Origin of the sequence: uncultured Aquimarina sp. (assembly GCF_947492405.1) — a bacterium.
GTDB lineage: Bacteria > Bacteroidota > Bacteroidia > Flavobacteriales > Flavobacteriaceae > Aquimarina.
Genome location: NZ_CANLMP010000004.1, coordinates 334,310 through 359,443, shown reverse-complemented (window position 1 = coordinate 359,443; position 25,134 = coordinate 334,310). Strand labels below are relative to the sequence as shown.

20 protein-coding genes are annotated in these 25,134 nt (G+C 32.2%); 10 read left to right on the top strand and 10 right to left on the bottom strand.

Annotated elements, in window-relative coordinates:
* Nucleotides 1-168: 168 nt before the first annotated feature.
* Genes Q0829_RS16270 through Q0829_RS16260 form a run of 3 tightly spaced genes read left to right on the top strand, consistent with a single transcriptional unit; the run spans nt 169 to nt 6,076 of the window.
* Complete coding sequence (locus Q0829_RS16270) at nt 169-3,315, top strand: hypothetical protein (protein ID WP_298545644.1); 3,147 nt, start codon at nt 169-171, stop codon at nt 3,313-3,315.
* Nucleotides 3,315-4,532, top strand: coding sequence for a hypothetical protein (locus Q0829_RS16265; protein WP_298545077.1), 1,218 nt, complete (start codon nt 3,315-3,317; stop codon nt 4,530-4,532). Before Q0829_RS16270 ends, Q0829_RS16265 begins: the two co-directional genes overlap by 1 nt.
* A complete protein-coding gene (locus tag Q0829_RS16260) occupies nt 4,529-6,076 on the top strand; it encodes a cellulase family glycosylhydrolase (protein ID WP_298545076.1) in 1,548 nt (515 codons plus the stop codon). Before Q0829_RS16265 ends, Q0829_RS16260 begins: the two co-directional genes overlap by 4 nt.
* An 81-nt stretch (nt 6,077-6,157) precedes the next feature.
* Here Q0829_RS16260 and Q0829_RS16255 read toward each other — a convergent pair whose 3' ends face one another.
* From Q0829_RS16255 to Q0829_RS16240, 4 genes are all read right to left on the bottom strand, one after another.
* Nucleotides 6,158-7,369 carry a glycosyltransferase gene (locus Q0829_RS16255; RefSeq protein ID WP_298545074.1) on the bottom strand — a complete coding sequence of 404 codons (1,212 nt, stop codon included), beginning with the start codon at nt 7,367-7,369 and terminating at the stop codon, nt 6,158-6,160.
* A 115-nt stretch (nt 7,370-7,484) separates the two neighbouring features.
* A complete protein-coding gene (locus tag Q0829_RS16250) occupies nt 7,485-8,720 on the bottom strand; it encodes a sugar isomerase (protein ID WP_298545073.1) in 1,236 nt (411 codons plus the stop codon).
* Entirely contained in the window at nt 8,710-9,009 is a 300-nt protein-coding gene (locus Q0829_RS16245; RefSeq protein ID WP_298545070.1) for an STAS domain-containing protein, read from the bottom strand. The genes Q0829_RS16250 and Q0829_RS16245 overlap by 11 nt, the downstream gene beginning before the upstream one ends.
* A gap of 25 nt (nt 9,010-9,034) precedes the next feature.
* Nucleotides 9,035-9,331, bottom strand: a complete 297-nt coding sequence (locus tag Q0829_RS16240; protein WP_298545068.1) for an STAS domain-containing protein — start codon at nt 9,329-9,331, stop codon at nt 9,035-9,037.
* Nucleotides 9,332-9,524: 193 nt separating this feature from the next.
* Here Q0829_RS16240 and Q0829_RS16235 point away from each other — a divergent pair, with 193 nt between their 5' ends.
* The 3 genes from Q0829_RS16235 (at nt 9,525) to Q0829_RS16225 (ending at nt 12,796) form a co-directional block, all read left to right on the top strand.
* Entirely contained in the window at nt 9,525-11,594 is a 2,070-nt protein-coding gene (locus Q0829_RS16235; RefSeq protein ID WP_298545065.1) for a tetratricopeptide repeat protein, read from the top strand.
* A gap of 153 nt (nt 11,595-11,747) precedes the next feature.
* Entirely contained in the window at nt 11,748-12,209 is a 462-nt protein-coding gene (locus Q0829_RS16230) for a mobile mystery protein A (RefSeq protein WP_298545063.1), read from the top strand.
* Nucleotides 12,200-12,796: a mobile mystery protein B gene (locus tag Q0829_RS16225; protein WP_298545060.1), complete on the top strand. Its 597-nt coding sequence runs from the start codon at nt 12,200-12,202 to the stop codon at nt 12,794-12,796. Before Q0829_RS16230 ends, Q0829_RS16225 begins: the two co-directional genes overlap by 10 nt.
* A 225-nt stretch (nt 12,797-13,021) precedes the next feature.
* Here the strand turns inward: Q0829_RS16225 and Q0829_RS16220 are convergent, their stop codons facing one another.
* The 6 genes from Q0829_RS16220 to Q0829_RS16195 all read right to left on the bottom strand — a co-directional run bounded on the left by Q0829_RS16220 (nt 13,022) and on the right by Q0829_RS16195 (nt 20,713).
* Nucleotides 13,022-16,981: a DUF4114 domain-containing protein gene (locus Q0829_RS16220; protein ID WP_298545058.1), complete on the bottom strand. Its 3,960-nt coding sequence runs from the start codon at nt 16,979-16,981 to the stop codon at nt 13,022-13,024.
* 120 nt (nt 16,982-17,101) lie between these two features.
* Complete coding sequence (locus tag Q0829_RS16215) at nt 17,102-17,818, bottom strand: LytTR family DNA-binding domain-containing protein (RefSeq protein WP_298545055.1); 717 nt, start codon at nt 17,816-17,818, stop codon at nt 17,102-17,104.
* Nucleotides 17,819-17,833: 15 nt separating this feature from the next.
* Nucleotides 17,834-18,154, bottom strand: a complete 321-nt coding sequence (locus Q0829_RS16210; protein ID WP_298545052.1) for an Hpt domain-containing protein — start codon at nt 18,152-18,154, stop codon at nt 17,834-17,836.
* Nucleotides 18,151-19,746 (bottom strand): PAS domain S-box protein, encoded by a 1,596-nt coding sequence (locus Q0829_RS16205; RefSeq protein WP_298545050.1) that lies wholly within the window; start codon nt 19,744-19,746, stop codon nt 18,151-18,153. Before Q0829_RS16205 ends, Q0829_RS16210 begins: the two co-directional genes overlap by 4 nt.
* Complete coding sequence (locus tag Q0829_RS16200) at nt 19,746-20,285, bottom strand: heme NO-binding domain-containing protein (protein ID WP_298545048.1); 540 nt, start codon at nt 20,283-20,285, stop codon at nt 19,746-19,748. Before Q0829_RS16200 ends, Q0829_RS16205 begins: the two co-directional genes overlap by 1 nt.
* A 20-nt stretch (nt 20,286-20,305) precedes the next feature.
* Entirely contained in the window at nt 20,306-20,713 is a 408-nt protein-coding gene (locus Q0829_RS16195; RefSeq protein ID WP_298545045.1) for a response regulator, read from the bottom strand.
* Nucleotides 20,714-21,158: 445 nt separating this feature from the next.
* Here Q0829_RS16195 and Q0829_RS16190 point away from each other — a divergent pair, with 445 nt between their 5' ends.
* From Q0829_RS16190 to Q0829_RS16175, 4 genes are all read left to right on the top strand, one after another.
* Entirely contained in the window at nt 21,159-23,261 is a 2,103-nt protein-coding gene (locus tag Q0829_RS16190; protein WP_298545044.1) for a tetratricopeptide repeat protein, read from the top strand.
* Nucleotides 23,261-23,998, top strand: coding sequence for a LytTR family DNA-binding domain-containing protein (locus Q0829_RS16185; protein ID WP_298545042.1), 738 nt, complete (start codon nt 23,261-23,263; stop codon nt 23,996-23,998). Before Q0829_RS16190 ends, Q0829_RS16185 begins: the two co-directional genes overlap by 1 nt.
* A 134-nt stretch (nt 23,999-24,132) precedes the next feature.
* Entirely contained in the window at nt 24,133-24,699 is a 567-nt protein-coding gene (locus Q0829_RS16180) for a hypothetical protein (protein WP_298545039.1), read from the top strand.
* Nucleotides 24,700-24,735: 36 nt separating this feature from the next.
* Entirely contained in the window at nt 24,736-25,125 is a 390-nt protein-coding gene (locus Q0829_RS16175) for a hypothetical protein (protein ID WP_298545037.1), read from the top strand.
* The last annotated feature ends 9 nt before the right edge of the window (nt 25,126-25,134 follow it).

Here is a 25,134-nt window from a genome sequence, read left to right as displayed (position 1 = left end):
ACCTCGAAATTAGCAGCGATTGACGCTCAAAAAGGATGAATTTCGATGAGTGGAAAATTGCTGTCGATGAATGGTTTTTATCGATAGATGTACCATTCGTCTAAACCAAAACCTTTGTTGTATATTGGAGTAGAATTCCCTACTGTGTGTTATTATGGTTGTCACTGGATGATTATTTCTTTATGGCAGGAATTCATTATCAGAAAAAAATATACTTTGGATATAGAGAAAAAAATTACAAATAAGTATTTGATAAGTGCATTGCTAATAGGTGTCGTTTTTCACGGGACCACTATCTTCTTTACGCTGGAATCAACTTATGATGCTTTGATTCATCTATTTTTTGCAGATCACTATGCTAATAGTTGGTTTGATCCTTGGAATTATAGCTGGTATACTGGATTTACCGTGATGGGATATCCGCCTCTAGTACATCAGACTATTGCATTGTTATCTTATATAGGAGGGTTAAAGTTTGGTTTGTTTGGAGTAGGCATCATAGCGGTTATACTTTTTATTACTGGTATATATCGATTCACGCTACTGTTAACTTCTAATAGAACTGTTGCTGGTTATGCTGCTATTCTTGCTGTTTTTTCTTCTTCTTTTGTAGAGACGCTACATATTTTTGGACAATTACCTAGTATTGTAGGTATTTCAATTTTAATGCATGCCTTACCAGAGATTTACTTGTGGATTAAAACGGGAGCATATAGATATTTGATCACTTCACTTAGCTTAATTGCAGTTACAGTTACCTCCCATCACGTAACTCCAATCTTCGGAATGGTATTTTTTATTTTTCCCTTGATTGGTATGGTAATTATGGATGTCTCAAAAGACAAGGTTATTGCATTTAAGAAGGTTACCTTTTCTGTTTTTCTTTCTACTTTTTTTAAGTTGTTTAAAAGAATTGTAAGTTTTGGGATTGGATCTCTGGTATTAATTATTGTTTGTATTTTACCCTATTGGATTAATACCAAAAATAACCCGATTACACAGGTTCCAATACCGCATGGATCAAGAGATAATTTTCTGGAGGTTACGTCTTCGGGATTAGTATTCTTTTTGATACCGTGGGGGATTATGTTATTCATACTTCCTTATATATGGTATCGATTTTTTAGTAAGCGATACTTATTTTTTGGTTTATCTATTTCTTTACTAACCATTCTTGGAACGGGAGGTACAACACCTATCCCAAGAATGATACTTGGTGAGAATGCATTTAATATTCTTACCTTAGATAGATTTACGCTCTGGGCCTCTATTATGGCATTGCCGATGTTCGGGGAGTTTGCTTTTCGGTTTATAGAAGGTGATTTAAAACAATACATTCAGCAGAAATTTGGAAGTATATATCATAGACTCTTAGGAGGGCTTTTGGTTGGAGCATTTATTTTTACTGCAGTATTTACAATGAGTCTAGGGTATTTTAGACCTTCGCAACCCCAAAAACTAAAAATGTTACCGATCGTTAATTTCTTAAAACAAGATCAACATGATCATTGGCGATATTTGCCTTTGGGGTTTGGAGATCAGATGGCTTGGTTATCTACCCAAACACAAGCCATGACCGTTGATGGAAATTACCATTCTGCAAGAAGATTACCCGAACTGACTACCAGAGCAGTAGAAAGACTAGAAAACTCAAAATTTAGAGGAGTAGAAGGTATTGGTTCTCTACAACAATTTCTAACAGTGCCAGAAAAGTATAGTTTAAAATATGTGTTTTCGAATGATAAATTCTATGATCCAATTTTGTATTTCTGTGGATGGCAACGATTACAACAATTAGAAAACGGAATTATGGTTTGGGAAAAACTCAATGTACCACCTTTATCTACCATATTGCCTAAAGATGAAGTGCCTGTATTTCAAAAATTAATGTGGGGATTGATTCCTGTGGGAACAGCCATATTAGCTTTTGTGTTAAATATTCAGATGCTTTGGATACGAATACTTAAGTCATCGAAATTAGGCGTTCCTGAGTATTTAAAACATGGACTATCTTATCATAAGTTTAGCCGCAACCTAGTAAGAATATCCCATACTTGGAGTTTTGTAATCCTATTAATTTTTGGTTTTGGGATGTATGCATTTTATATTAAAAATGCAACACAAATTAGCCCCAAAAATGTTATAGCGGCATACTATGATGCGTTAGATTTTAAGGAATTTAAACGGGCTTATTCTTATTTAGATCCTCAAAGTAACAAGGCTCTTGATCAATATATGCTCGAAGTTTCGGTTGCAGATGGATTACTTAGCTCTTATGCGAAATTGGATGAAATAGTAACAAAAGTTACGGAGCAAACTGATAGTACAGCCAAAGTCAAAGCAATTACAAAATGGATAACTCCCTTAGAAAAAATAGATAAAACATTTTATCATGAATTGGTAAAGCGACAAGGAGATTGGTATTTACATCCCGTAGCTTATGATTTAGATATCCCACCAGATCAATTGTTTGCTGAGAACAGAACAGCGTTTTATAATCACGGACGTCGCAGAATAACCTCTGAGCAAACATATCATGAAGATGTACTTAAACAACCCGTTTTAGAAGTTCTTACAGCAAAAATCGTTAAACATCAACAACGGTATAGTATTGTTGGAGAATTACAGAATGTGGATAATGTACCAGCAGATGTCATTGTTACAGGAACATTATACGGTAAAGAAGATAAGAAATTAGCGGCTTATAATGTAAAACATCAAATGAAACATAAACTGATGCCAAAGGAAACTACTAGTTTTCGTATTAATTTTGAAGGTATTGCCTGGATGAATGATAACGAGTCAAAACCAAAAACGTTTAATCCGGATCAGTTTACAGCAGTAAGTTTAGAAGATATTCCTCAAAAGTTTAATCTTCAATGTGCGGGAAATGTAGCGACCACTGACTTATATAAGGAAATTGCAGTTAATGATATTTCAATACAAGAGAATAAAATAAACGGATTTCTTTTTAATTCAGGATTGCAAGAAGTTACGATTCCACAATTATTGATTTCGTATTATGATACTAATAAGAAATTGCTTTGGGTGGATCATCAATATCTTGAGGAAGGAATACGACCACAACGAAAGCAGTTTTTTTCTTACTCATTGTTGGATATTTCTCCTTTGGAATTAATAAACGAAGACTTAGATTTTGTTTTTGTGAATGGGTTATCAAATGCCGAAATCAGTAAAAAGATAGTTCCTAGTCGAGATCAAGGACAACTATATGATCAACTTTTATCTGTAAACGGTAAAGGATTTAATTATATTAAAATAGAAATAAATACATATATAGCTTCTATAAATTAATGAGTTTAGAACGAAAACATATTATCTTTTGGTTACCCATATTTCTTGTATGTTGTATTGGTTTTACAGCAGTATTAAAAATTCCTAGGCAAGTATCGGCAGTTATAGAAACTAAACAGAAGGTATTTGAAGCAGGAGAGACGATTTCATTAAATTTTAAGCTGAATATTCCGGCTAAAACTCAACTTTTTTTACATGCTTCATTTGGTAGTACAGTATTGGAGTCTGATACAGCACGCTATATATTACCTGAGTTTATTTCCAATAAAAAAGGGATCATATATTATATGCTGCTGCATAATTCTAAAATAATACTAGAAGACACAATAGAAGTTAAAACTAATACTACAAGTCCTGTACAATTAGAATCTTATGTTGGACCACCAAGTATTATAGCCGGAGGAACAGATTATACAATGCAAGTAGTTGTACCTACTGATGTATATGATAATCCGTTGCCAGATAGTACTGCAATGCGTTTCAAGCATCAGTTCTTGGATACTAAAAAAGAAGAAGATTTGTATAGTAAGGATATGATAGGTTGGGTAAACATATTCTCTTATGAACAATCTGGGAGATTATTAATATCATCAAAAGTTAAAGAGGTGGCTTCAAAAGAATTTTCGGTTGAGATATTTCCTTCATTGCCTCAAGATTTTCAGATCAGTAGTAAACGAAGGCATTCATATGCAGATGGAAATCAAATTACCAAATTTATCACATCTACACTCAAAGATGATTACGGAAATATTGTGAGTGATGGTACTTTGGTTGAATTTAAAGTCAAAAATAAAAACGGAACTATTTTACAAACACAAGGTAGCACCGTGAATGGTCAAGCTATAGGCAAAATGCTACATCCAGATCATCAGGATATATGGGAAATAACAGCTTTTATTCCCGGGATTGCAAAAAGCAATGTAATACAACTCGAATATGCGGCGGTTCTTAATGATCTTAAGGTGAAGTTTTCTGAGAATAATCGTGAGATTATCGTTGGCCCGTTGTTAAGTTTTATGGAACAATTAATCCCAGATGGGGCAATAGTGACTTTAAAAATAGAAAATGATAAAAGTGTTGAAACTAAAATCAAAACGTCATCTGATGGAATTGCTAGATTTATCCTTAAAAAAGATTTCTACCCTTCAGGAGAGTATACTATAAAAATAAAAGCCTTAGGAGCTCAAAAAGAGTTTTCGCAGATACCATTACAATGACAAATTGGAATAAAAACATATATAGATCTTTAATCATTTCTTCTTTTCTAGGAATAGTACTACTAATTCTTTTTGGGATTGGTAAAACATTGTCATATCTCAATACCGGTGCAGATAGATCTTCGATGTTGCACTTAGCATTAGATAAAGCTCAAGTATATCTTCCCAAAGTAATTTGGAGTGATACTATCAATCCAGGCAGACCTATAGAGAAGCAAACATTACTTGATATAGAAAAGGATTATCTAAATGCCTGGTACGTGCGTCAAGTAGCATATCAGACAAATTTGACCAGTGGAATTGATGATTATTATACAATTAGCGCACAACAAAACCTCATAAAAAACCTGGAGGTAAATAAACAAGAGAATATTTCTATAAAAGGAACTACCACCAACCACAATCTAGCATTGGATTTTTATAGTGCAGATGGGCAGTTAGCTGTTTTGACTGATAAAAATGTAAAAGAATATCAACAGATATATCAAAAAAATCAGCTTCTTCTAGAAACTGAAATACAGTCGAATTATCAGGTTATGTTATTGTTAGAAGATGGTTTTTGGCGGATACGACATCTAGTAAAAGAAAAAACCCAAACATCAAAAGAGATACTGCAAACGGATGGATTTGTTAAAGTGATCGGCACTAAAATCTATGTTGATAATCAAGAATTTCAAATCAAAGGAATTAATTATTATCCCCAAAAAACACCTTGGGATATGTTTGGAGATGACTTTAATACACATGTAATTTCTAAGGATTTTGATATTATAAAAACGATGGGGCTAAATACCATTAGAATCTTTCTGCAGTATGAAGATTTTGGAAAAGCATCAGTAAAAAATGAGAAACTACATAAATTAGAACAAGTATTAGATCTGGCTGAAGCTAAGGATTTAAAAGTGATTGTTACCTTATTTGACTTTTATGGCGACTACTCGGTGTTAGATTGGACATTAACACATCGTCACGCAGAACAGATAACAACAGCGTTTACGAATCATAGAGCGATATTAGCCTGGGATGTTAAAAATGAACCTAATCTTGATTTTGAAAGTAGAGGGAAAGAAAACGTAGTAGCGTGGCTGCGCGAAATGATACTTCAAATAAAACAATATGATTCAAATCATTTAGTCACTATTGGGTGGTCTGATATAACATCAGGCGGTATTTTGAAGGATGAGGTAGATTTTGTCTCTTTTCATTACTATCAAGATATTGATATTTTTGAAGAAACATACAAAGAATTGAATAGCAAAATAAATAAACCTCTGGTTTTACAAGAATTTGGAGTGTCTAGTAATCGAGAGTTTTGGAATCCTTTTGGTACTTCAGAAAAAAAACAGGCTGCTTATCATGAGCAGTTTCAGAAAATAATACAGGAACAAGATATCCATTACTTATCCTGGACATTATATGATTTTGAAGAAGTGCCAGAAAGTGTAGTCGGTAATTTACCTTGGCGGAAACATAAGCAAAAGCATTTTGGGTTTATTGATAAAGCAGGGAAAAAGAAGAAGGCTTTTGAGTTTACCGGGAACTAAAAAAAACACCCACATTATATGTGGATGTTTAGCAATCACGACGAAGGGCAACTCAATAGGGATAATCAAGTTATTATATTTTTATACGGATCTCATTTTTGTTTTTGGTAGTCTTATACTGTTTTGTTGAATACCTATAAACTCTTCTATATACATTCCTGTAATTCTGCTCATAGGATACGCTGTGGCTGCTTTATAATTTGCCATACCTAACTCATTTCTATACATTGGATCTATGACTATTTTTTCTATGGCATTAGCAAGGCTATTTACACTTTTTGGGTCAAAAAACGCTCCTTGATACCCTTCATCTTGCACCAGAATACTTAAGTCCCCGAGATCTGGCATTACAACTGCTTTTCCGTAACTACCGGCCTGATGTAATACTCCAGAACTTCCTGTAGTAGCTGTGTAAGGAAATACAACCACGGCACTTTCTCGAAAGATTGTTGGTACATCTTCTTCTGCCACATATCCTGTAAAGGTTATTTGAGGTACTTCTGCATACTTTTCTTTCATCGATTCTAGGTAGCCTGATACATTAGGATTATCTGTTCCTGCAATTACAATTTCTATGACAACATCGGTTCTTGATCGTACTTTCTTGACAGCCTCGATCAGTATCTCTACTTTTTTATAGGTGCCAAATTTTCCAAAAGTCATAACCTTTAGAGGTCCTTCAGGTATTTCATACGATGGTATTGAGGGTAACCCAAATGTACCATGCGGAATTAGAATAACATTATCTGCGTTATACTTTTTTTCAAGAATATCAACGTATTTATTGATGGTTACTGCTACAGTATCAGCTTTTAATATGAGCTTGGTAAGAGATGTTCCTATAAAATTATAGACTTTTTGTAAGAACTTATTTTTGGTAAATCCTGCACTTTGTAAATCAACTTGCTCCAAGATGTTATGTAATAAAACAATGGTTGGGATTTTTTTTATTTTACACAATAAAGGGAGAAATAATCCCAATGCCGCTGGAATTTTTTGATCTCCAAACTTCATGAATTGTAGATTGAACAGTATCGCATCCGGAGCTGTCTGTTTTACTGCTCGCATTACTGAAAAAATAGTAGTGTAGCTGTTAAATGTCCAACATTGCTTAATTGTAATTTTACAACCTTCTTCAGAGAATTGGATATTAGCTTCTTCAGGTTTTGTATCAGTTAATAACACTAATTCTGAGATTTCTGTTTGTTGTCTGAAATGTTTTACCAGGTGATAAGCGTATTCATTCAAGGTTACTTTGCTAGGAGGATACGCGGTTACAATTGCAAGTTTCATAGTAGTTTCTTTTGATTACACTACAAATATGATTGAAAATCAATTGTTTATTCTGTAAGTTTCGATGAGTTGCAGTTAGGTTTCGATGAGTGGTTAGAATATAACGATGTGTCCTTTATTTCTTTTTGCTTTGAACCCAGAAATATGTCAATTGTACAACCAGTAATATTGCCATTGCTATGATTTGCATTAACACAACCTGTGTTAATGAATCGTGATAGAAGATAATGAGAACCACTTGAGATATTCCCAGAAGGCCAGATATCACTACAGGGATATATCTGTCTAATGATAAGAAATAGTAGGCAAATATGTTGGATATCGCAAATAGTGATGTAGCCACTGCATATTTCCATAGTAATGGAGCAATAGTCATATAATCGGATCCAAACATCAAGTCAATGACCAATTTTGGGAAAAGATAACATCCAGAAATTATAATAACGGAGAGTAAAACAATATAGCTTACATATTTAAAAAGTATTGCCGTATGTGATTGCCCATCTTTCTGTTTTTGTACGACTTTTGGTAATAATAGCATTACAAACATCCACGCAACAAAATATACAACACGTCCTATTAATGCCAGTGAAGCATATAACCCTGCTTCATACAGATCAAAATAATGTTTTACCAATAAAATATCACTGTTATTAATAATGATCTGAGTACCTTCATAAAATGCGGTAAGCACAAAAAATTGTATAACGTGTTTTGAATGTTCTTTTGATAGTATTTGTTTCTTAAGAATAGAAATACGTTTAGTTCTAAATGGCATTAATCCAAATCCAAAAGAAATAAGGATGCCTACTGCTATTAGTATAGAGGGCTTAAAAGGCAAAAAATATATCAGGATTAACGTGATTAATAACCTACTCATCATTTCTCCATGATAGGTGATCGCTAGATTATCAAATTTCTTTTTGCCTTGATACATACCCCTATTTACGCTCATAATGAAGTAAATGGGAATTCCAAACCCAAAAATAGTGAACATCAAATGAGACTGTGTGTTAAAGATTTGCTGTAAATCTTTGGCAAATGCAATTATCAATACTCCCAATATTGTTCCTGTAATTGTAGCATATCTATAACTAATGTTTACAAAAGTGGTAAACACTTGCTTTTCAAATAATACTGAAAATTTTGCGGTAGCTATTTGAAAGGTCATTGCTATAAAGGATAGTACTAATAAAAAGGTGATCAATAATGCAGCATCTGCAAAAAGTTCTGGACCAAGAATTCTTCCTAATAAAAGATTATATAGATAATTACCGCCATTAACAATAAGTACACTACCCATAAACTTTTGCTCGGCGCTTAGTTTTGGTATGTAGGTATTAATAGTCATTTCTAAAGATATAAGTAAGTTGATTCTTTTTTAAAGCATTCACTACTGTTCTATTTCCTTTTCCTAAGACAAAAAGGATTTTACTTCTTCTACAAGCTTTTTGATGTAAATAGATAAGAACTTGCAGCGCACTCTTATCAATAGTATTCACTTTTTTTAAGCACATTACCACTTCTTCATATTGATCTAGTAAATGATCAAAGTGATCCTTAACTTTTTTAGTGTTTTCTAAAGTGAAACTTCCTTTCACTTCAAAGGTTCCTAGTTTATTTTGTATTTGTAGTTTCATAATAGTTGTGTTTTGGGTTTATGTTTTATACAAAATCACTTCTTAGGATGTAGTTTACTTTTCCAAAGGCGTTTCGAATATTTTTATTCTCTTTTCCTATGACGCAAAATATTTTATTAAGCTTCATAGCATTTCTATAAAGTGTAGTTAATACTTGTACTCCAGAAGCGTCAATTTTGGAAACATGATCAACGGATAAGATTATCTGGTCAGATTTTGATAATAACTGTTCACAATGCTGTTTTAGAGACCTTGTATTTTCTCCTACAATGCTTCCACTTATTTCTATAATTCCGTAGTTGTTTTTAATTTGAAGTGCCATATTATTTTGATTTTTGAGGTTAATAACACTACAAATATGAAGGTAAAAAGTAGGGTTTTGTTTTGGATTTCGGTGAGTTGCAATTTGGTGTAGACGAATTGCGAAATAGTACCGTTGGAAAAATGGAGAACGTCATAGCGGTCATAAAATAGATGCTTACCTTGTAGAAAAGAAACCCAAATAGCCTATACTTATGTCTCGATTACTACCTTTTATATTTTTCTGGTTATCTATACTATTTTCTTATGCACAAGAAATGCAAGAAGGTTTTACGTATTTGGAAACCTCCAACTATACAGAAGCCATAGCTTTTTTTGAAAATGTTTTAAAAACCTTTCCCGAAAACCGTACCGCAAGACTTTGTTATGGAAGAGCTGTTGGACTAGCAGGAGATTCAGAAAAAGCTGTTGCTATTTTTACAATATTGAAAAATGAATATCCCGAAGATTTTGAAATCAAACTAAATTATGCTGAATCCTTACTATGGAACAGTCAGTTTTCTGAAGCAGCATCCTATTATGAGATACTAACACTGGAGAATAAAACTAGTTTCCCAGCAGTTTTGGGGTATGCGAATACACTTTCTAATCTAAAAAAATATAAAAGGGCATTAGATTGGGTAAACAAAGCATTACAATTAAAAGAAGGAAACCCAAATGCATTGATTTCAAGAAAATATATTCGGTTAGGATATGCTAATGTACTATCCCAGGATAAAAAATATACAGAGGCATTAACATTGTTGGATCAAAATCTACTGGATTTTCCTAATGATAAAGATACTCAGCTCAATAAAGCAAACATACACCTAATAAGTAATGATCTTGTAGCTGCAGAAAAAACATATACCGCTTTAGCAACTAATGCAAAAGATAGTATCATTTCTTTAAACGGTTTAGCTTTGGTAGCTCATAAAAATAATAAAGAAAAGAAAGCACTTTCTCTAGCTACTACAGCTATCTCAAAAGCAGAAAAATATAAAGAGGATAAGGATCTGTACTTGTCTACCCAAGAGCGATACACCCAGGCATTATTATGGAATAGAGAGTTTACTGCAGCAAAGGAACAAATAGATCAATTGAAGCTAATGTATCCTAATGAAACCAGAGTAACATCTTTGCAAGCAACCTACGGGATGTATACGAGCAGATTTAAAAATAGTATAGATACGTATACTACCATTTTGGATAAAGATACCACATCGTTTGATGGTAATTTAGGAATTGCTAATGCCTATAGAGCAATAGGAGAAGATATGAAATCCTATGAATATGCTTTTAAGACATTACAGTTGTATCCAAAACAGCCGGATGCCGAGAAATTAATCAAAACACTTAAAAAATCTCATACTCCTTTTGTAAAGCAAAAAACTGCTTTTACCTTTGATAATGGAGATAATGAGGCCGTAAGTGTAGGTTTGACTTCAGAAATACCACTTTCGACAAAATTCAAAACGATTGTGAATTATACATATCGTAAGACAAAGAATACAGTTCTAAAAAACGAAGCTACTTCTCACAATGCAACATTGGGAATGGATTATACAATGAATGGCAAAATTTCGATGATGGGTACTTTAGGAATCACAAATGCCGAAGGATTTACCAATACGTTTACATCACTTGTTGGCGAGGTCTTGTTAAAAATTAAGCCTTTTAGATTACAAAATTTAGATATCGGTTACAAAAGGGAGCTGCAAAACTTTAATGCGGATCTATTGAACAGAGAGATTATCATGAATAATTATGTGCTTACTTATAATCTGAGTACAAATATTAATCTGGGTTGGTATACGCAACTCATACATACCTCGCAAACGGATGATAATACCAGAAACCTATTATTTACATCATTATATTATTCTTTTTTGAATAAACCTGTGCTGAAAGCAGGGGTCAACTATCAATATATTTCTTTTGATGATCAAGTACCTACGATATATTTTAGCCCAGAGCAGTTTCATTTGGGAGAAGTATTTGTTGAGCTGGTAAGCGATCCCCAAAAACAATGGTTTTATAGTGCTAGTGCTGCTCTTGGTCAGCAATTTGTAGAAGACGATCCAAGTTCTTCAACATTTAGAGCAGAAGGAAAACTAGGACATCAGTTTTCGGATCGATTTATGGCCAATGTTTATGGTAAGTATAGCAATATAGCCTCAGCCAATGCTGCTGGATTTGAATTTACTGAGTTTGGTTTTAAACTGAAATGGTACTTCTTAGAAAGACCTGTTTTTGATAAGAGGATTGTGAAGTTGAAGCCTTAGATATTCCATAGTTATCCTTATTCATTTATATCTTACAATTTAGTAATATCTTTAAAAGTAAACTTAAAGGTTTACTTTTTTGTTTTTTTGTAAATTTTTTAGTTTACTTTTTTGTAAATTTGTAAACCTATATATTTACAAAATATATGATTAATGAGAAATAAAAAGAAGCTTTTAATTGAACAACTGGATCAAAAACTGAAACCTTTTCAAGAAACAGAAATGATTCTGATCCCAGATAAAGGATGGATACATACTATTCGAACTACTCTTAATATGACTATGGCTCAACTTGGAAACAAACTAAATATAACGCGACAAGGTGTAAAAAGTATTGAAGAAAGTGAAGCTAAAGGCACGATATCAATTAAATCATTAAAAGAAGTAGGTAAAGTTTTAGATCTAAAACTTGTATACGGGTTTGTACCAAAAGATGGAACTATTGATAACTTAATTAGTTTAAAAGCTGAGAGATTGGCTCGAAAAATAGTATTAAGAACCCATCAAAATATGAAACTAGAGGATCAAGGAATACATAATGATAAAATCAATCAATCCATTATTGACTTAACAAATGAAATAAAAAGAGAAATGAGAAAGTCATTATGGGATTAAATCTAAAATATGCTAATGGGCAGACACCTTTGGACGAAGAAGAAAAAGAAGGACTTAAAATAAAAACAATAACCACACAAAAAGAGTTAGATGAATTTGAGCAATTAAATATTGAAAAAGCGGTTGAATGGACTATTCATGCAAATTTAAAATTGGAAAAAATATTATCAGAAAAGTACGTAAAAGACCTACATAAAAAAATGTTTGATGATGTATGGAAATGGGCAGGAGAGTTTAGGAAATCTGATAAGAATATTGGGATAAAATGGTCACAAATTCCAATAGAATTAAAAAACCTAATGGATGACACAAAGTACTGGATAGAAAACAAAACGTACCCACCAGAAGAAATTTCAATTAGATTTAAGCATAGAATTGTGACAATTCACTGTTTTCCTAATGGAAACGGAAGGCATTCTAGGATGATGGCCGATATTATAATAGAATCTCTTTTCGGAAAAGAAATATTTACTTGGCATCAGTCAAACATGGTTAAGGCAGACGAAACAAGAAAAAATTATATTACAGCATTAAGAGAAGCAGATAATGGAAATATAAATCCTCTAATTGAATTTGCTAAAAACTAAACCTAATGTGTTGTATCTGTTACTGTTTATTCACCATCTTGCATTTTGAATGTATTATAATAAAATGTTCTTTTTTAGCTCAGTTTTCAGAATAAAAATAAACCGTAGCAATTACCATGTTTGATACTGGATCCAATCTAACACAAGCTTTAATTTTCAATAAAAAAATAGCGAGAACAAAATATCATTTTATCCTCGCTATCAACCCAAACCTGAAACTAAGCTTTACTGTTTTTTCATAAAACTGCTTTGATATTTTATATTATTGCTATCGGTTATTATGTATTTATAGATTCCTGTTTTTAGGTTTTTGGATTCAAAAACAGCTTCGTCATTAGTTACCATTTGCAGCTTTTCGTTTCTTACAATTCTTCCTAACATATCTACTACAGTAATCATCATATCTCCTTGTACAGTTTTTGGTATTTTAATATGCGTTGTAATAGAAAATGGATTAGGATAATTAGTGATTTTAGTAACTGTGACTGCACTTTGATCTTCTGTACTTAGTATATTAGATTGTATAAATGATGTGTTCTGAATATTTATACCAAAAGGGGAGAAGGTTTGATAATCTCCTTGTATAGAAAACACAATGCTTCTTACGTCTTCAATATTAGTTACTGATTGATTTCCATTAGTAAAATCAGAAAAATTAATGGTGTATATTTTGTTTTCTGGATTTGCTTTTATTTCGAATCTAAGTCTATGGTTCCAATCTGTAAGATCTTTAGTAACCATAATCACCTCTACATCTTTAGTAGTACTCATTTCAAATTGTAGTGCTTCATAGTCAGAAACATCTAAAGTAAGCTCTCCAGCCAGTACATTTCTAAATAAGTTTAAGGTTTCTTTTACTTCTCCTGTTACCGTTGCACTACGTTCAATTATATATGCACCTTCTTTTTCTATGCGTGTATGTTCTAATACTTCAAAATTTTCGATAATAGCACCTTGCTCTTGAAAATCTATTCCCCAAGGACCATCTGCCAAATACAATGCATCACGTTTGGTAGTATTTTCTCCTTGAATAGAAAACCCAATATCAAATAAATATCCAGTGTCTAAAGTAATTTGTTCATGATATGACCTAGATAATGTCACGGTTTGTATATTATTTTCTTCCTCAGACAATTCAGTTTTTCTGATATTACTGGTAAAAGTCATTTGACTTGCTCCTTGCTTATTAATCATTTGTAATGTTAATTTTCCATTAGAATATTGTCCTTGTTTCACAAAAACATCAGGAACGCGCTCCATTACTTCATGGCTGCGTAATGGTTTGTCGGCAACAAATTCGTTTATAATGTGATTTGCAATATTAGCTACCTGAGATACTGATCCACCCCAAACTTGGAAATTTTTATAATCACCTTCAGGATAGTCAGCGATATTCCATAAGCTATAGATTTCATTTTCTGATGCTTCTTCTTTGATAGAGAACGTCAGTGCATATTCTATTTCTCCTGATGATCGCTGAATTTTAGTGCTTATAATGGTGTGACCTTTGATCATTACGGTTCTCACATCTAATAGTTTAGAGCTGTTGAGTCGATCACAAATCGTTTTAGAATGATCATAAATACTACCTTTGGTTATTGTCGCCAACCCTGCAGCTACTCTGCTATCCGCCTGGTAATAATCAACTGAAAAAACAGCTTCGGCATTTGTTATTCCGATTAAATCTTCAGGACTAGATACATAGGTGGTTTCATTACCTAATAATCCAGTTTCCGGGAAATAAGCACTTAAGTCATCATTATTTGCTGATTTATAAGATTTCTTCTTGGGTTGAAAAGGTTGTTGTAATTTTTTAGTGTTGAAGATTGAATTTGTTTTTGTTCTGTTGAAATTTCGTTTTGCGATTAAACTTGCCAAATCACCATTACTTTCCAATCCACCATCGTTTGCTGAGGTAACATCTGTTGCAGTATCGATACCAACATAATTGTCTGTTTTGATAGCAGTATAAGGACTTGCCGTTATATAAAACAATGCGTCATTAAAATCTTGATCGCAAGAAGCATAATCTCTTCTAATATCCTCAAATCCTAGTATAATTCTTTCATTGTCTGGATCAGATAATAGTACATTATGATAACGTAATGAAGGGTTGCTTTCAGGGTTATAATCTGGATTAGAATGTAATTGCCAGTTTCCTGTCCCTACACAACCATCTGACCAAGCATTAGCTAATAAGACCCATCCGATTCCTGTATCAGGAGGAAAACTCCCTATGTTTACCTTGTCTCCAATTTCAAGACTACCGCCGCTTCCTACTGCGGATACATTAGGGAAAATAATAGTAATATCTTCCGGAACTGGTACTGATGGGCTGGGATCATTGATATCATAAGTATAAAACCCTAAAGTATTTTTATATCCCGCGCCTTCTCCAACAAAAGTAATCCAAATATCAGCTTCTTCTTCTAACACAACATCAGTATCGTAACCAGATGAAATATAGTGTGGATTAAAATCAGGTACTGGATAACCTTCAGGTAACGCATCATTAATCATTGTAATCGTTTCTTGGCTCACCATATCCCTTTGATCTAAATAGAAAGGAGTGCCATCAGAAGAAAATTCGCCTAAATAGTTGTATCTGTCACATATTTCCGGAATGGGAAAACTAGCAGGTGTTTGTCCTCCGTTTTCGGGAGAAAAACTAGTTTTTCTTAAATCAAAGTTATCATCTAATCCGTCTTGATCCGAATCATTACCTGAAGCAATTGTTTCTGCAATTCCATCACCATCACTATCGTAAGCTTCGGTAGTATCCAATACCCCATTATTATCAGAATCAATATCCAAATGATCATAAATTCCATCATTATCAGTATCTACTGTTCCGTTTATGTTACCTCCAAAATCAGTATCAAAAGCATCATCTAGTCCATCTTTATCATCATCTGTATTTGACAACTCAATATATGAATAGCTATTTTGTCCTTCGATAATATCTACAATACCATCATTATCGGAATCTGTATCATAGCAATCATAGATTGTATCATTATCAGTGTCTAACGGAATAAATATATTTCCGGTTTGATCTATGTCAAAAGCGTCGGGTATTCCATCATTATCAGTATCTGCATAATTCGTGTCTAACGCATTATATATTCCATCATTATTGGTGTCTTTGTCATCTTGCCCAGCTTCTACAATATCATAAATTCCATCGTTGTCTGAGTCAATATCTAGAAAATCAGGCATGCCATCTCCATCTCTATCAAAGGCATCTTGTACAACATTATCACCATTGCCACTAAAGTCATTATCAAGATAATTGAACAAATCATCATCATCATCGTCGCCATATGGATCTATACCATTACATTCTACAGTGTTTATAATTCCATCTCCATCAACATCTGCATCCATAGAGTCAAGTATACCATCCTGATCTTTATCTAATGGAGAAATACCGCTAGCACATTTAAAACCGTCATTAGAATTGGTGGTTTCTGTAAGGTTAAGTAAAGTAGCCGTTGGTGTAGCACTTTCATAATCATTGATAAGATATAATCCACCGTTATTGTCGGATAAATACAAACGATTATTAGCATCTGCATACGCAGCTCCAAAAGTACTACTTGGTAAATTGGCTACTGGCTTGCTTGTAAACACAGGAGTACCAGAGGAAAGATCCCATTTATATAATTTCCCTCTACTCCCTCCATAAAAAGCTCCATTTACATAGGCAATATCCGCACAAGTACTTGGAGAAGCTACATCAACTTCAATGGTCTCAAAAACAGGAGAGGATGAACCATTGTATTCATTCAGGTTAATTATTTTATGAAATGTTTTTTTGTTGGTGTTTTGAAAAACCCAAAGACTCCCTTCTGGATCTACATCCGCAGCGTAACCACCTCCAAAAGCCGTCGTGCCATCTGGTGTTAAAGCTCCAAGATCAACTACTTTGTCTTTTCCAATTCTAAGTAAATGTTTATCACTCTTTTTAATAGCATATAGAAAATTATCAACAACATTGTATCCTCCAGCGTTATAAGAAGAATAGGAGTGTAATGCCTCAGAGTAAGATCCGGTTACAGGATCATATGCTTTCATTACACCAGAGATAACTTGATAAAAATTACCTTCATTACAATCAAAAGGTTGTTGGGCATTTATAGAGGCTGTGATAAGAAGTGCTAATAGGAAAGTAACTTTTTTCATAATACAAATAGATTTTGGGTTTCAGATACTCAAAACTACTTGATATGTACTATGAAAGTGGTTGTTATTCGGTCATTGGACGTTTGCTATAGATGAATGGAAGTTAAGGTCAGATATGGATTATAATAAATTGAGACGTTTCATTAATTCTGGACGATTAGAGCGACTTACAGGAATTACATCTTTTTCGATAAGGACACTGTTATCTTCGATATCAATGATTTTTTTGATATTAATTACATAAGAACGATGCACTTTTAGAAAGAGATCATCAGGGAGTTTCTCTTCAATCTTTTTAAGAGTTGAATGAACGGTATAGTTTTGATTTTCAGTTTTGATAAGGATATAATCCCCTTTGGCCTCAATAATATTAATGGTAGGGATATCTATTTTAATGAGTCGTCGGTCAATATTGATATATAGGTCATTTTCTTCAGAAGAAGCCACTTTTGAAGATTCATTAGGTGTTTTTGTAGTAGTGTTCTTAGTTGAGCTTTCTGCTTTTTGAATTGCCTTAAGAAAGCGGGGTAGCGTTATTGGTTTTACCAGGTAATCAACAATACAATCATACTCAAACGCCTCTAAAGCAAAGTTTTTATCAGAGGTAGTCAATATTATTTTAGGTGGATTTTTTAAGGTTTGAATAAAATCAAATCCTGTAAAATCTGGCATATGAATATCTAAAAATATAAGATCTACCGTTGAGCTGTTTAAAAATTTAATTGCCTGAATTGCATTAGGAAATTCCTCAATAACATTAAGTTCTTCAACCTGTGAACAAAGTTGTTGAATAATTGCTCTTGCAGTTTCTTCATCATCTATAATTATACAATTCATATAGGTAGATTATTTTTAAATTGTCTTAAGAAAATTATCTATAGCATCTAAAATTAACATAAATTCTGCAAATAAAGAGGGATTATTCTCCTTTAATCCTTCTTCAAAGTCAATGGCAACCTGATACCCGGTTTCGAACCCTAACATTCCTATTTTATGTTTCAATTTATGTACGTTTTCTGCAGCTTTATCAAATGCTTTAGTATTATAGTTTGAAAGAAACTCTTTTTGTTCTTCTGGAAATTCTCTTTTTACAATACTGATTAGTTTCTGCTCGAAAGTATCGGATCCAGCTGCCAGTTCTTTGATATAGATAAGATTTGGTGTTTCAGTCATATCTTATTTTTTAAAGTGAAATAAAAAGTGGTTCCAATTCCTTCTTCGGATACGAGCCAAATTTTACCATCATATAAATCCACTATTTTTTTGACTATAGATAATCCTACTCCAGTGGATTCATTTTTATCATCCAAAGTTTGAAAAATCTGAAAAATCTTATCATGATATTTCTTTGAAATCCCAGCACCATTATCGGTTATCGCAAATTCCCAAAACTCATCTTTTTGCTCACAAGAAACCGTTATAACGCCTTGTTCTTTATCATTATACTTTACCGCATTATTTAGTAAATTTTGGAATAACTGTTGTAAACTAAATTTATCTCCAATCACAACAGGTAACTCTGTTATGATTTTTATGGTAATATGATTAGGAATATGTATTACATCTATGATATCAGTTACAATATCTTGAAGTGCAATATTTTGCTTAGGATGGTTTACTTTATCAATACTAGAATATTTAAGAATACCACTAATCAAATGATCCATCTTATCTACTTTTTTAAGCAGCATATTTAGAGAATTATGAGCATTAGCATCTAACACCTCTGCATAATCTTCTTGCAACCAAGTTAACAATGCATTCATACTACGCAATGGGGATTTAAGATCATGCGAAACAACATGCGCATAATCATTTAGCTCTTTGTTACTCTTTTCTAGATTTTTAACCAGTTTATCTCTTTGTTTTTCAAACTCCAATTGTTCAGTGATATCTTCAATTAGAGCAACCTGATATTTTATGCTTCCATCCTCATTTCTTACTGCCGCGACATTAGTCTTAGCCCAAAACCAGGATCCATCTTTTTTTACATACCGTTTATTTACAGAAAAATAATCAATCTCGCCATCATTCATTTGCTGCATTTTACTAGCGGATTCTAGATATTCATCTTTTAGAGATATGTTTTTTACTTCTTTTTGTAAGAGTTCATCGTTAGAGTATCCTAGTAAGCTTTGAAAGGCTTTATTAGTTTGGAGAATTTTTCCGAATTGAGTAAGCGCAATTCCCAAAGAAGAGTTTTCTACTATAGCTGATAATTGTTTTTTCTGTTCTTCAAAGATTTGTTTCTGTTCTAATTCTTCGGTGATATCTCTTACAATGCCTTGTGCCGCAATGGGTTGTTTTTTGTTGTTCAGGATTAAACTTGCATTAATATGTACGGTTCTAACTCCTTTATGTTTGGTATATACTCTTGCTTGATAATTTGAGAATGATCCTTCGGCTACTAGTTTTTGAAAAGAGGTCATAGCATATTCATAATCCTCTTTATAGATTAATTTTACAATATTTAATTTTTCTTGATTGATGTCATAACCAAATAATTCTTTGGCCGAGTGATTCATTTTAATCACATTTCCAGAGATATCCATGAGTACGTAAGCATCAACGAGATTTCCGAAAACACCTTGTAGTTCTGAGGTTTTTTCGGTGAGCCCATCTTCGAGTTTTGCATTAGCGTCCTTAAGCTCCTGAGTGATTTGGTATAGCTCCTTGGACTTACCCTCAAGAATTTGTTCTGCCTGTTTTCTTGCTGCTTTTTCTCTTTGTAAGGCGCGTTGTAATATTTCTAACTCATTACTCATTAATGTTTGGTGATGCTAAATTTAACTTCGGTTCCGTCTTCTTTTATTTTTTCAAGAAGAATCGTTGCGGTATTGTTATAATGTTCAAAGGTTTTATTCATTAACCCCAAACCAAAGTTATACATTGCTCTACTGGATTTGTAGATCATAATTAGAGTTGTTTGTGTTTTTTCTAAAACTTCAAAGGTCGGAAGTTCAGCGTCAGGATATATCTTTTGTACTTCTACATGAATATGATTTTCGATAGACGAAAGTAATTCGATAGGATCTTCATATTTGTTGATTAATCCTGGGTAACTAGCTACTAGTACACCAAAAAAATGCTCTGCGTAGGTCAGCAGTAAATCATCAATACTAATACTGGTATGCTCACTTAAATGAGTTAATAAACTAAGCATTTCTGAAAAATCATAGGTCCCCACAGAAGTATAAACACCACCTGAAGCTAGTGCAGATTGTTCAATAATTTTATCTACGACTTCCAAACCAAATTTGTCTTCAACCAATTCTAACAATTCTGTAAACACGATACCTTTCATATGCTAAGTAGGGTTTTTAATTATCTTTTTATAAGTTCATTTACACTCCAATATTCGATCAAACATTTTATTTTATAGGCGTAATCTTCATATTTTAATGGTTTGACTATATATCCAGCAATTCCAACTTCATATGTCTCTTTAAGATCATTATGATTACTTGAGGTACTGAGTATAACTACTGGGGTATATCTTAGAGCATGGTTTGACTTTAGGATTTTTAAGAATTCTAAACCATTCATTTTTGGCATATTAAGATCTAAAAAAATTAGATCTGGAAGTTCTTTGTTATTTTCTAAAACCTCTAATGCCTTTTCTCCATTTTCTGCTTCTATCAAGGTATGATTATAATTGTTTTTTTGCAAGACTCTTGTGAATTTTAATCTTTCAATTTCATCATCTTCAATTAATAAAAAAGTTAGACCCATTGTTTTTTGTGTTTTAATTTAAGTTAAAATATAGCAATACCAGTATATAAAGATGTTCTTTTATTATTCAATACAACTATATCTTTCGTCGAAAGATACTTTTAGTGTAGATGAATGGTAGTTTTGTATAGACGATTAGAAATAAAGTTTTTTACATAGTTTAATATGTAGATTACTCGAATAGGGCTAAAAGAAAAAACTCTTAGAAAAAACCATAACACGATCGCAAAGGATCTTTTTAGGATTAAAACTTACAAAGGGATTAGTATTCTTAGAATACCCAGTTTACTCAATAAAATTAGTATAATGACCTCTATTTTTTTGATTTAAAGTTTTAATAACCGTTCTTTATTTTATGAAAATAATGAATAAATCTATTATTTGTTTAGTATGTTTCTTATCTTTTTGTGCAACTGTTTTATCTCAGAATAGAAAGATAGATAGTTTGAAAAACGAATTAAAAAACCATCTTCAAAAAGATACAATCCGAGTAAGGATTCTGAATAATTTAGCATATTATAATTACCGAAATAATCCATCACTATCGTTACAATATTCTGATAGAGCTGGGAAGCTTGCTGATGAGATAAAATCTAAAAAAGGAAAAGCCCGAAGTTTTTATATGAAAGGTATTACCTATATGGAACAAACTAATTTTGAAGTTTCCATTAATAATTATAAGAAGGCGATAGAATTATACACTTCTATAAATGATTTAAAAGGATTAGCTGGTTGTTATAACGCTATGGGAGTGTTACATAAATATCGAGGTAATCTGAAACTCGCTCTTGAATATTATGAAAAAGCTTTAGAAATTGATAAGAAACTTGGTATAAAAAAGAATGTTCCTCATTATCTATATAACATAGGTAGTATTTATGCTGATACCGGAAAAGATCAAGAAGCTTTAACCAATTTTGAAAAAGCACTAAATTCCTTCAGCAAGGATAAAAATCAATATGGTATACTCAGTTGTTTAAACACCATGGCTTTGGTCTATGAGAATCGCGGAAATTATCCTTTGGCGGTAGAGTATCATAATAAATCATTAGAAGTTGCCAAAAAATCTGGAGATTCACTAGGTGTTTTTCAATCTTTAAATAACATCGGAAATGTATATAGGCAACAGCAATTGTATGATAAAGCATTGAGCTTTTATAATCAAGCGATAGATATTCCGCAAACTAATCGTAATATAAAAAGTACTAATGCTATAAAAAATAACATGGGTGTGATTTATATTGATAAAGAAAAATTTACTACTGCTATCCCCTATTTTACTGAAGTAATTAAGCTTAGTAGAGAAATTAAGGATAATGAACAGTTAGCTGTTAGCCTTAATGGTTTAGGTTTTTCGTATTTGGGAATTAAAAAATACCCAGAAGCTTTAGCTAGTTTCCAAGAGTCAAATAAAATTACTGCCGTAAATCAAAAAAAAAATGATTTGGTTGGATCTTATATAGGTATGTCAACTGCCTATTATTACATGAAAAAATACAAGTTGGCATTGACCAATGCCGAAAAAGGTGCTCAATTATCAAAGAAATATAGGTTTTTGATACATGAACGCGATGCTTATGAATTACTTTCTAAAATAAATAATGAATTAAAAGATCATAAAAAAGCTTTTGTAAGTAATGAAAAATTAAAAAGATTAAATGATAGTCTTTTTAATGGAGAAAACATTCAGAAAATTACGCAAATAGAATATGAACACAAATACAAAAATGAACTAGAATCTGCAGAAAAAAGAGAATTAAAGCTAACCAAAACTGTAAAAACCACTTCTCAGAATTTAGAAAAATCTCAGCGTAATTTATTACTTGGTGTGATTGCCTTTTTGACAACTACTATAGTTTTAGGAGCAGTAATTTTCTTTTTGAAGTTAAGGAATGAAAAATCTAAAACTCAAAATATTGTAATAGAACAAAAACTGTTACGCTCACAAATGACACCTCATTTTATTTTTAATTCCCTTTCGGTATTACAAGGCATGATTCTAAATAAAGAAGAAAAAAAATCTATTTCTTATCTGTCAAAATTTTCAAAGTTATTACGCATTACTTTAGAAAACTCTAGAGACAAAACAGTATCTCTTACTCAAGAATTAATTGCTGTAGAAAACTATTTAGAGCTTCAGAATATGGAAGCAGCACAAAGTTATGAGTATACTGTTTCAGTAGATGATGTAATAGATAGTTCTTTGTTTAAAATCCCTCCAATGTTAATTCAACCATTTATTGAAAATGCTATAGAGCACGGTTTTAAAAATCAAAAAAAGGATAAGATGATTGATATACTTCTTACATATTCGAATAAAGAATTAAGATGTGTAATTAAGGATAACGGGATTGGTATTGATGCTAATCAAGAAAAGGAGAATAAACATAAAAAATCATTGGCAACAACAATAACTTCTGAACGATTAAAAATGCTATCCAAAGATTTTAAAATGAAAGGTTCGGTTACTGTTGAGGATAGAAAGAAATACGATAAGCAAGGAACAATGGTTACTTTAGTAATTCCTTATAAAATAGAACTGACATAATGAAAGCATTGATAGTCGAAGATAAAGCATATATTAGAAAAGGCTTACTGAATTTATTACAGTTAGTAGAAACGGAGGTAGAAGTAATAGGCGAATGTGAATCTGTAAAAGAAGCAGTAATAGTAGCAAATGCTTGCAAACCTGATTTAATATTTTTAGACATTAACCTTACCGATGGTACTGGTTTTGATGTTTTAGATCAGACCGAAAACCTTCATTTCAAAGTAATATTTATTACCGCTTACGAGGAATACGCCCTTAAAGCTTTAAAAATTGGTGCAGTAGATTATCTTTTAAAACCAGTAGATATAGAAGAACTACAAATAGCGTTGCAAAAAGTTAGCAAATTACCAATAGATGAACAAAAGCAACAGATAAAAACCGTTAAGGAAGTCTGGAATAATGAAGACTCTAAATTGATATTATCCCTTCATGATAGTTTTCAGGTTATAGATTTAAAGCAACTTTTATTTTGTGAGTCAGATAAAGGATATACTACTTTTTACTGCAGTGATAATAAAAAGTATATGGTTTCAAAAACCTTAAAGGAATTTGAAGACCGTCTTTCTAAAGCTAATTTTACACGCCCACACCAGTCGTATATGGTCAACTTAAAATTTATTGACAAATACGATAAGTCGGGTGTTATTTACCTGAAAAACGGAAAGAAAATACCAGTTTCTTCTCGAAAAAAGGAACACTTTTTAAATGTTTTTTTAAACTGGAACAATAGCTAAAATTACCTCTTTCGCGAATATTTTTTGAACTATAGCACTTATTCATTCTAAAACTTCAAAAATAGATTCTCTATTTTCTGTATCCACCTTCCTTTATACTTTTATCAGTGTATTAATAGAAAAACACACTGAAAATGAAAGTATTGAAATTTACACTAGTACTAATCTCAACAATTATATTAATCTCCTGTAGTGGGTCATCCGATATGCATTCTGCAGATGTAAAAGGATTTGAAGCCATAGAAAAAGAAATAAAAAGCAAATTTGGAGATAATTCTTATTTCACGGACTTGACAATTACTCACAATAATTCTATTGGAAATATTGTGGGAGTAACTGTTACTGAAAATCCCGGATCATTAAAAATGGGACAATGGAATCTAACTCAAGATACTTGGAAACAAAACTCTGAAATTTCTCTTGAAGTTCCTGAAGGAAGTGAAGCAGCAGATTTCATGTTTCAATTAAATGATAAAATTAATCTTTCAAAATTAGGAGAGTTGACAGAAAAGTCGAGTAAACAATTAAATGAGGAGAAAAAAACAGAAAATCCAACATTGAGCACTGCTTATATTTTTTTTCCAAAAAACGGAGATATTTCAAAGGCCGAATATCATGTTAATCTAAAACCAGAAAATGGGGGTACAACTTTTAGGTTTAGGTATAAATTAAATGGAGAACTCATTAAAATGGATTATTAATTTTTTAGAATATTTAAAATCAAATTGTTTATGCAAATGGAAAAAATAATTACTATTAATAGCGAATATCATTCGTTAGATACACTTCGAGAATTTTTAAAAACTTCATCTACTTTTGAGTGTTCTAAAGAATACGATAAATGGGAAGTTAGAAGAGATACTAATGGACAAATTGCACAATGTCTTATCCTTAAAAAAAGTTCCATGCACGCTGTGAAAATCTTTTTCGTAAGCGAGGATACTATAAAAATAAATTATATCATACCAAGTTCAATAATGAATGCTTATTTTGGTAAAAGTGTTAAAGCAAGAAGAAACATTATTGAAATAATTGCCGAGAAAATAAAGCAAACCTTACTTGCTTCCAATCAGAAAAAAGCTTTTGAAGAGTTAGAAATGGCGGTTAGTAAAGCAACCGTGAAGTAAAACAAATCT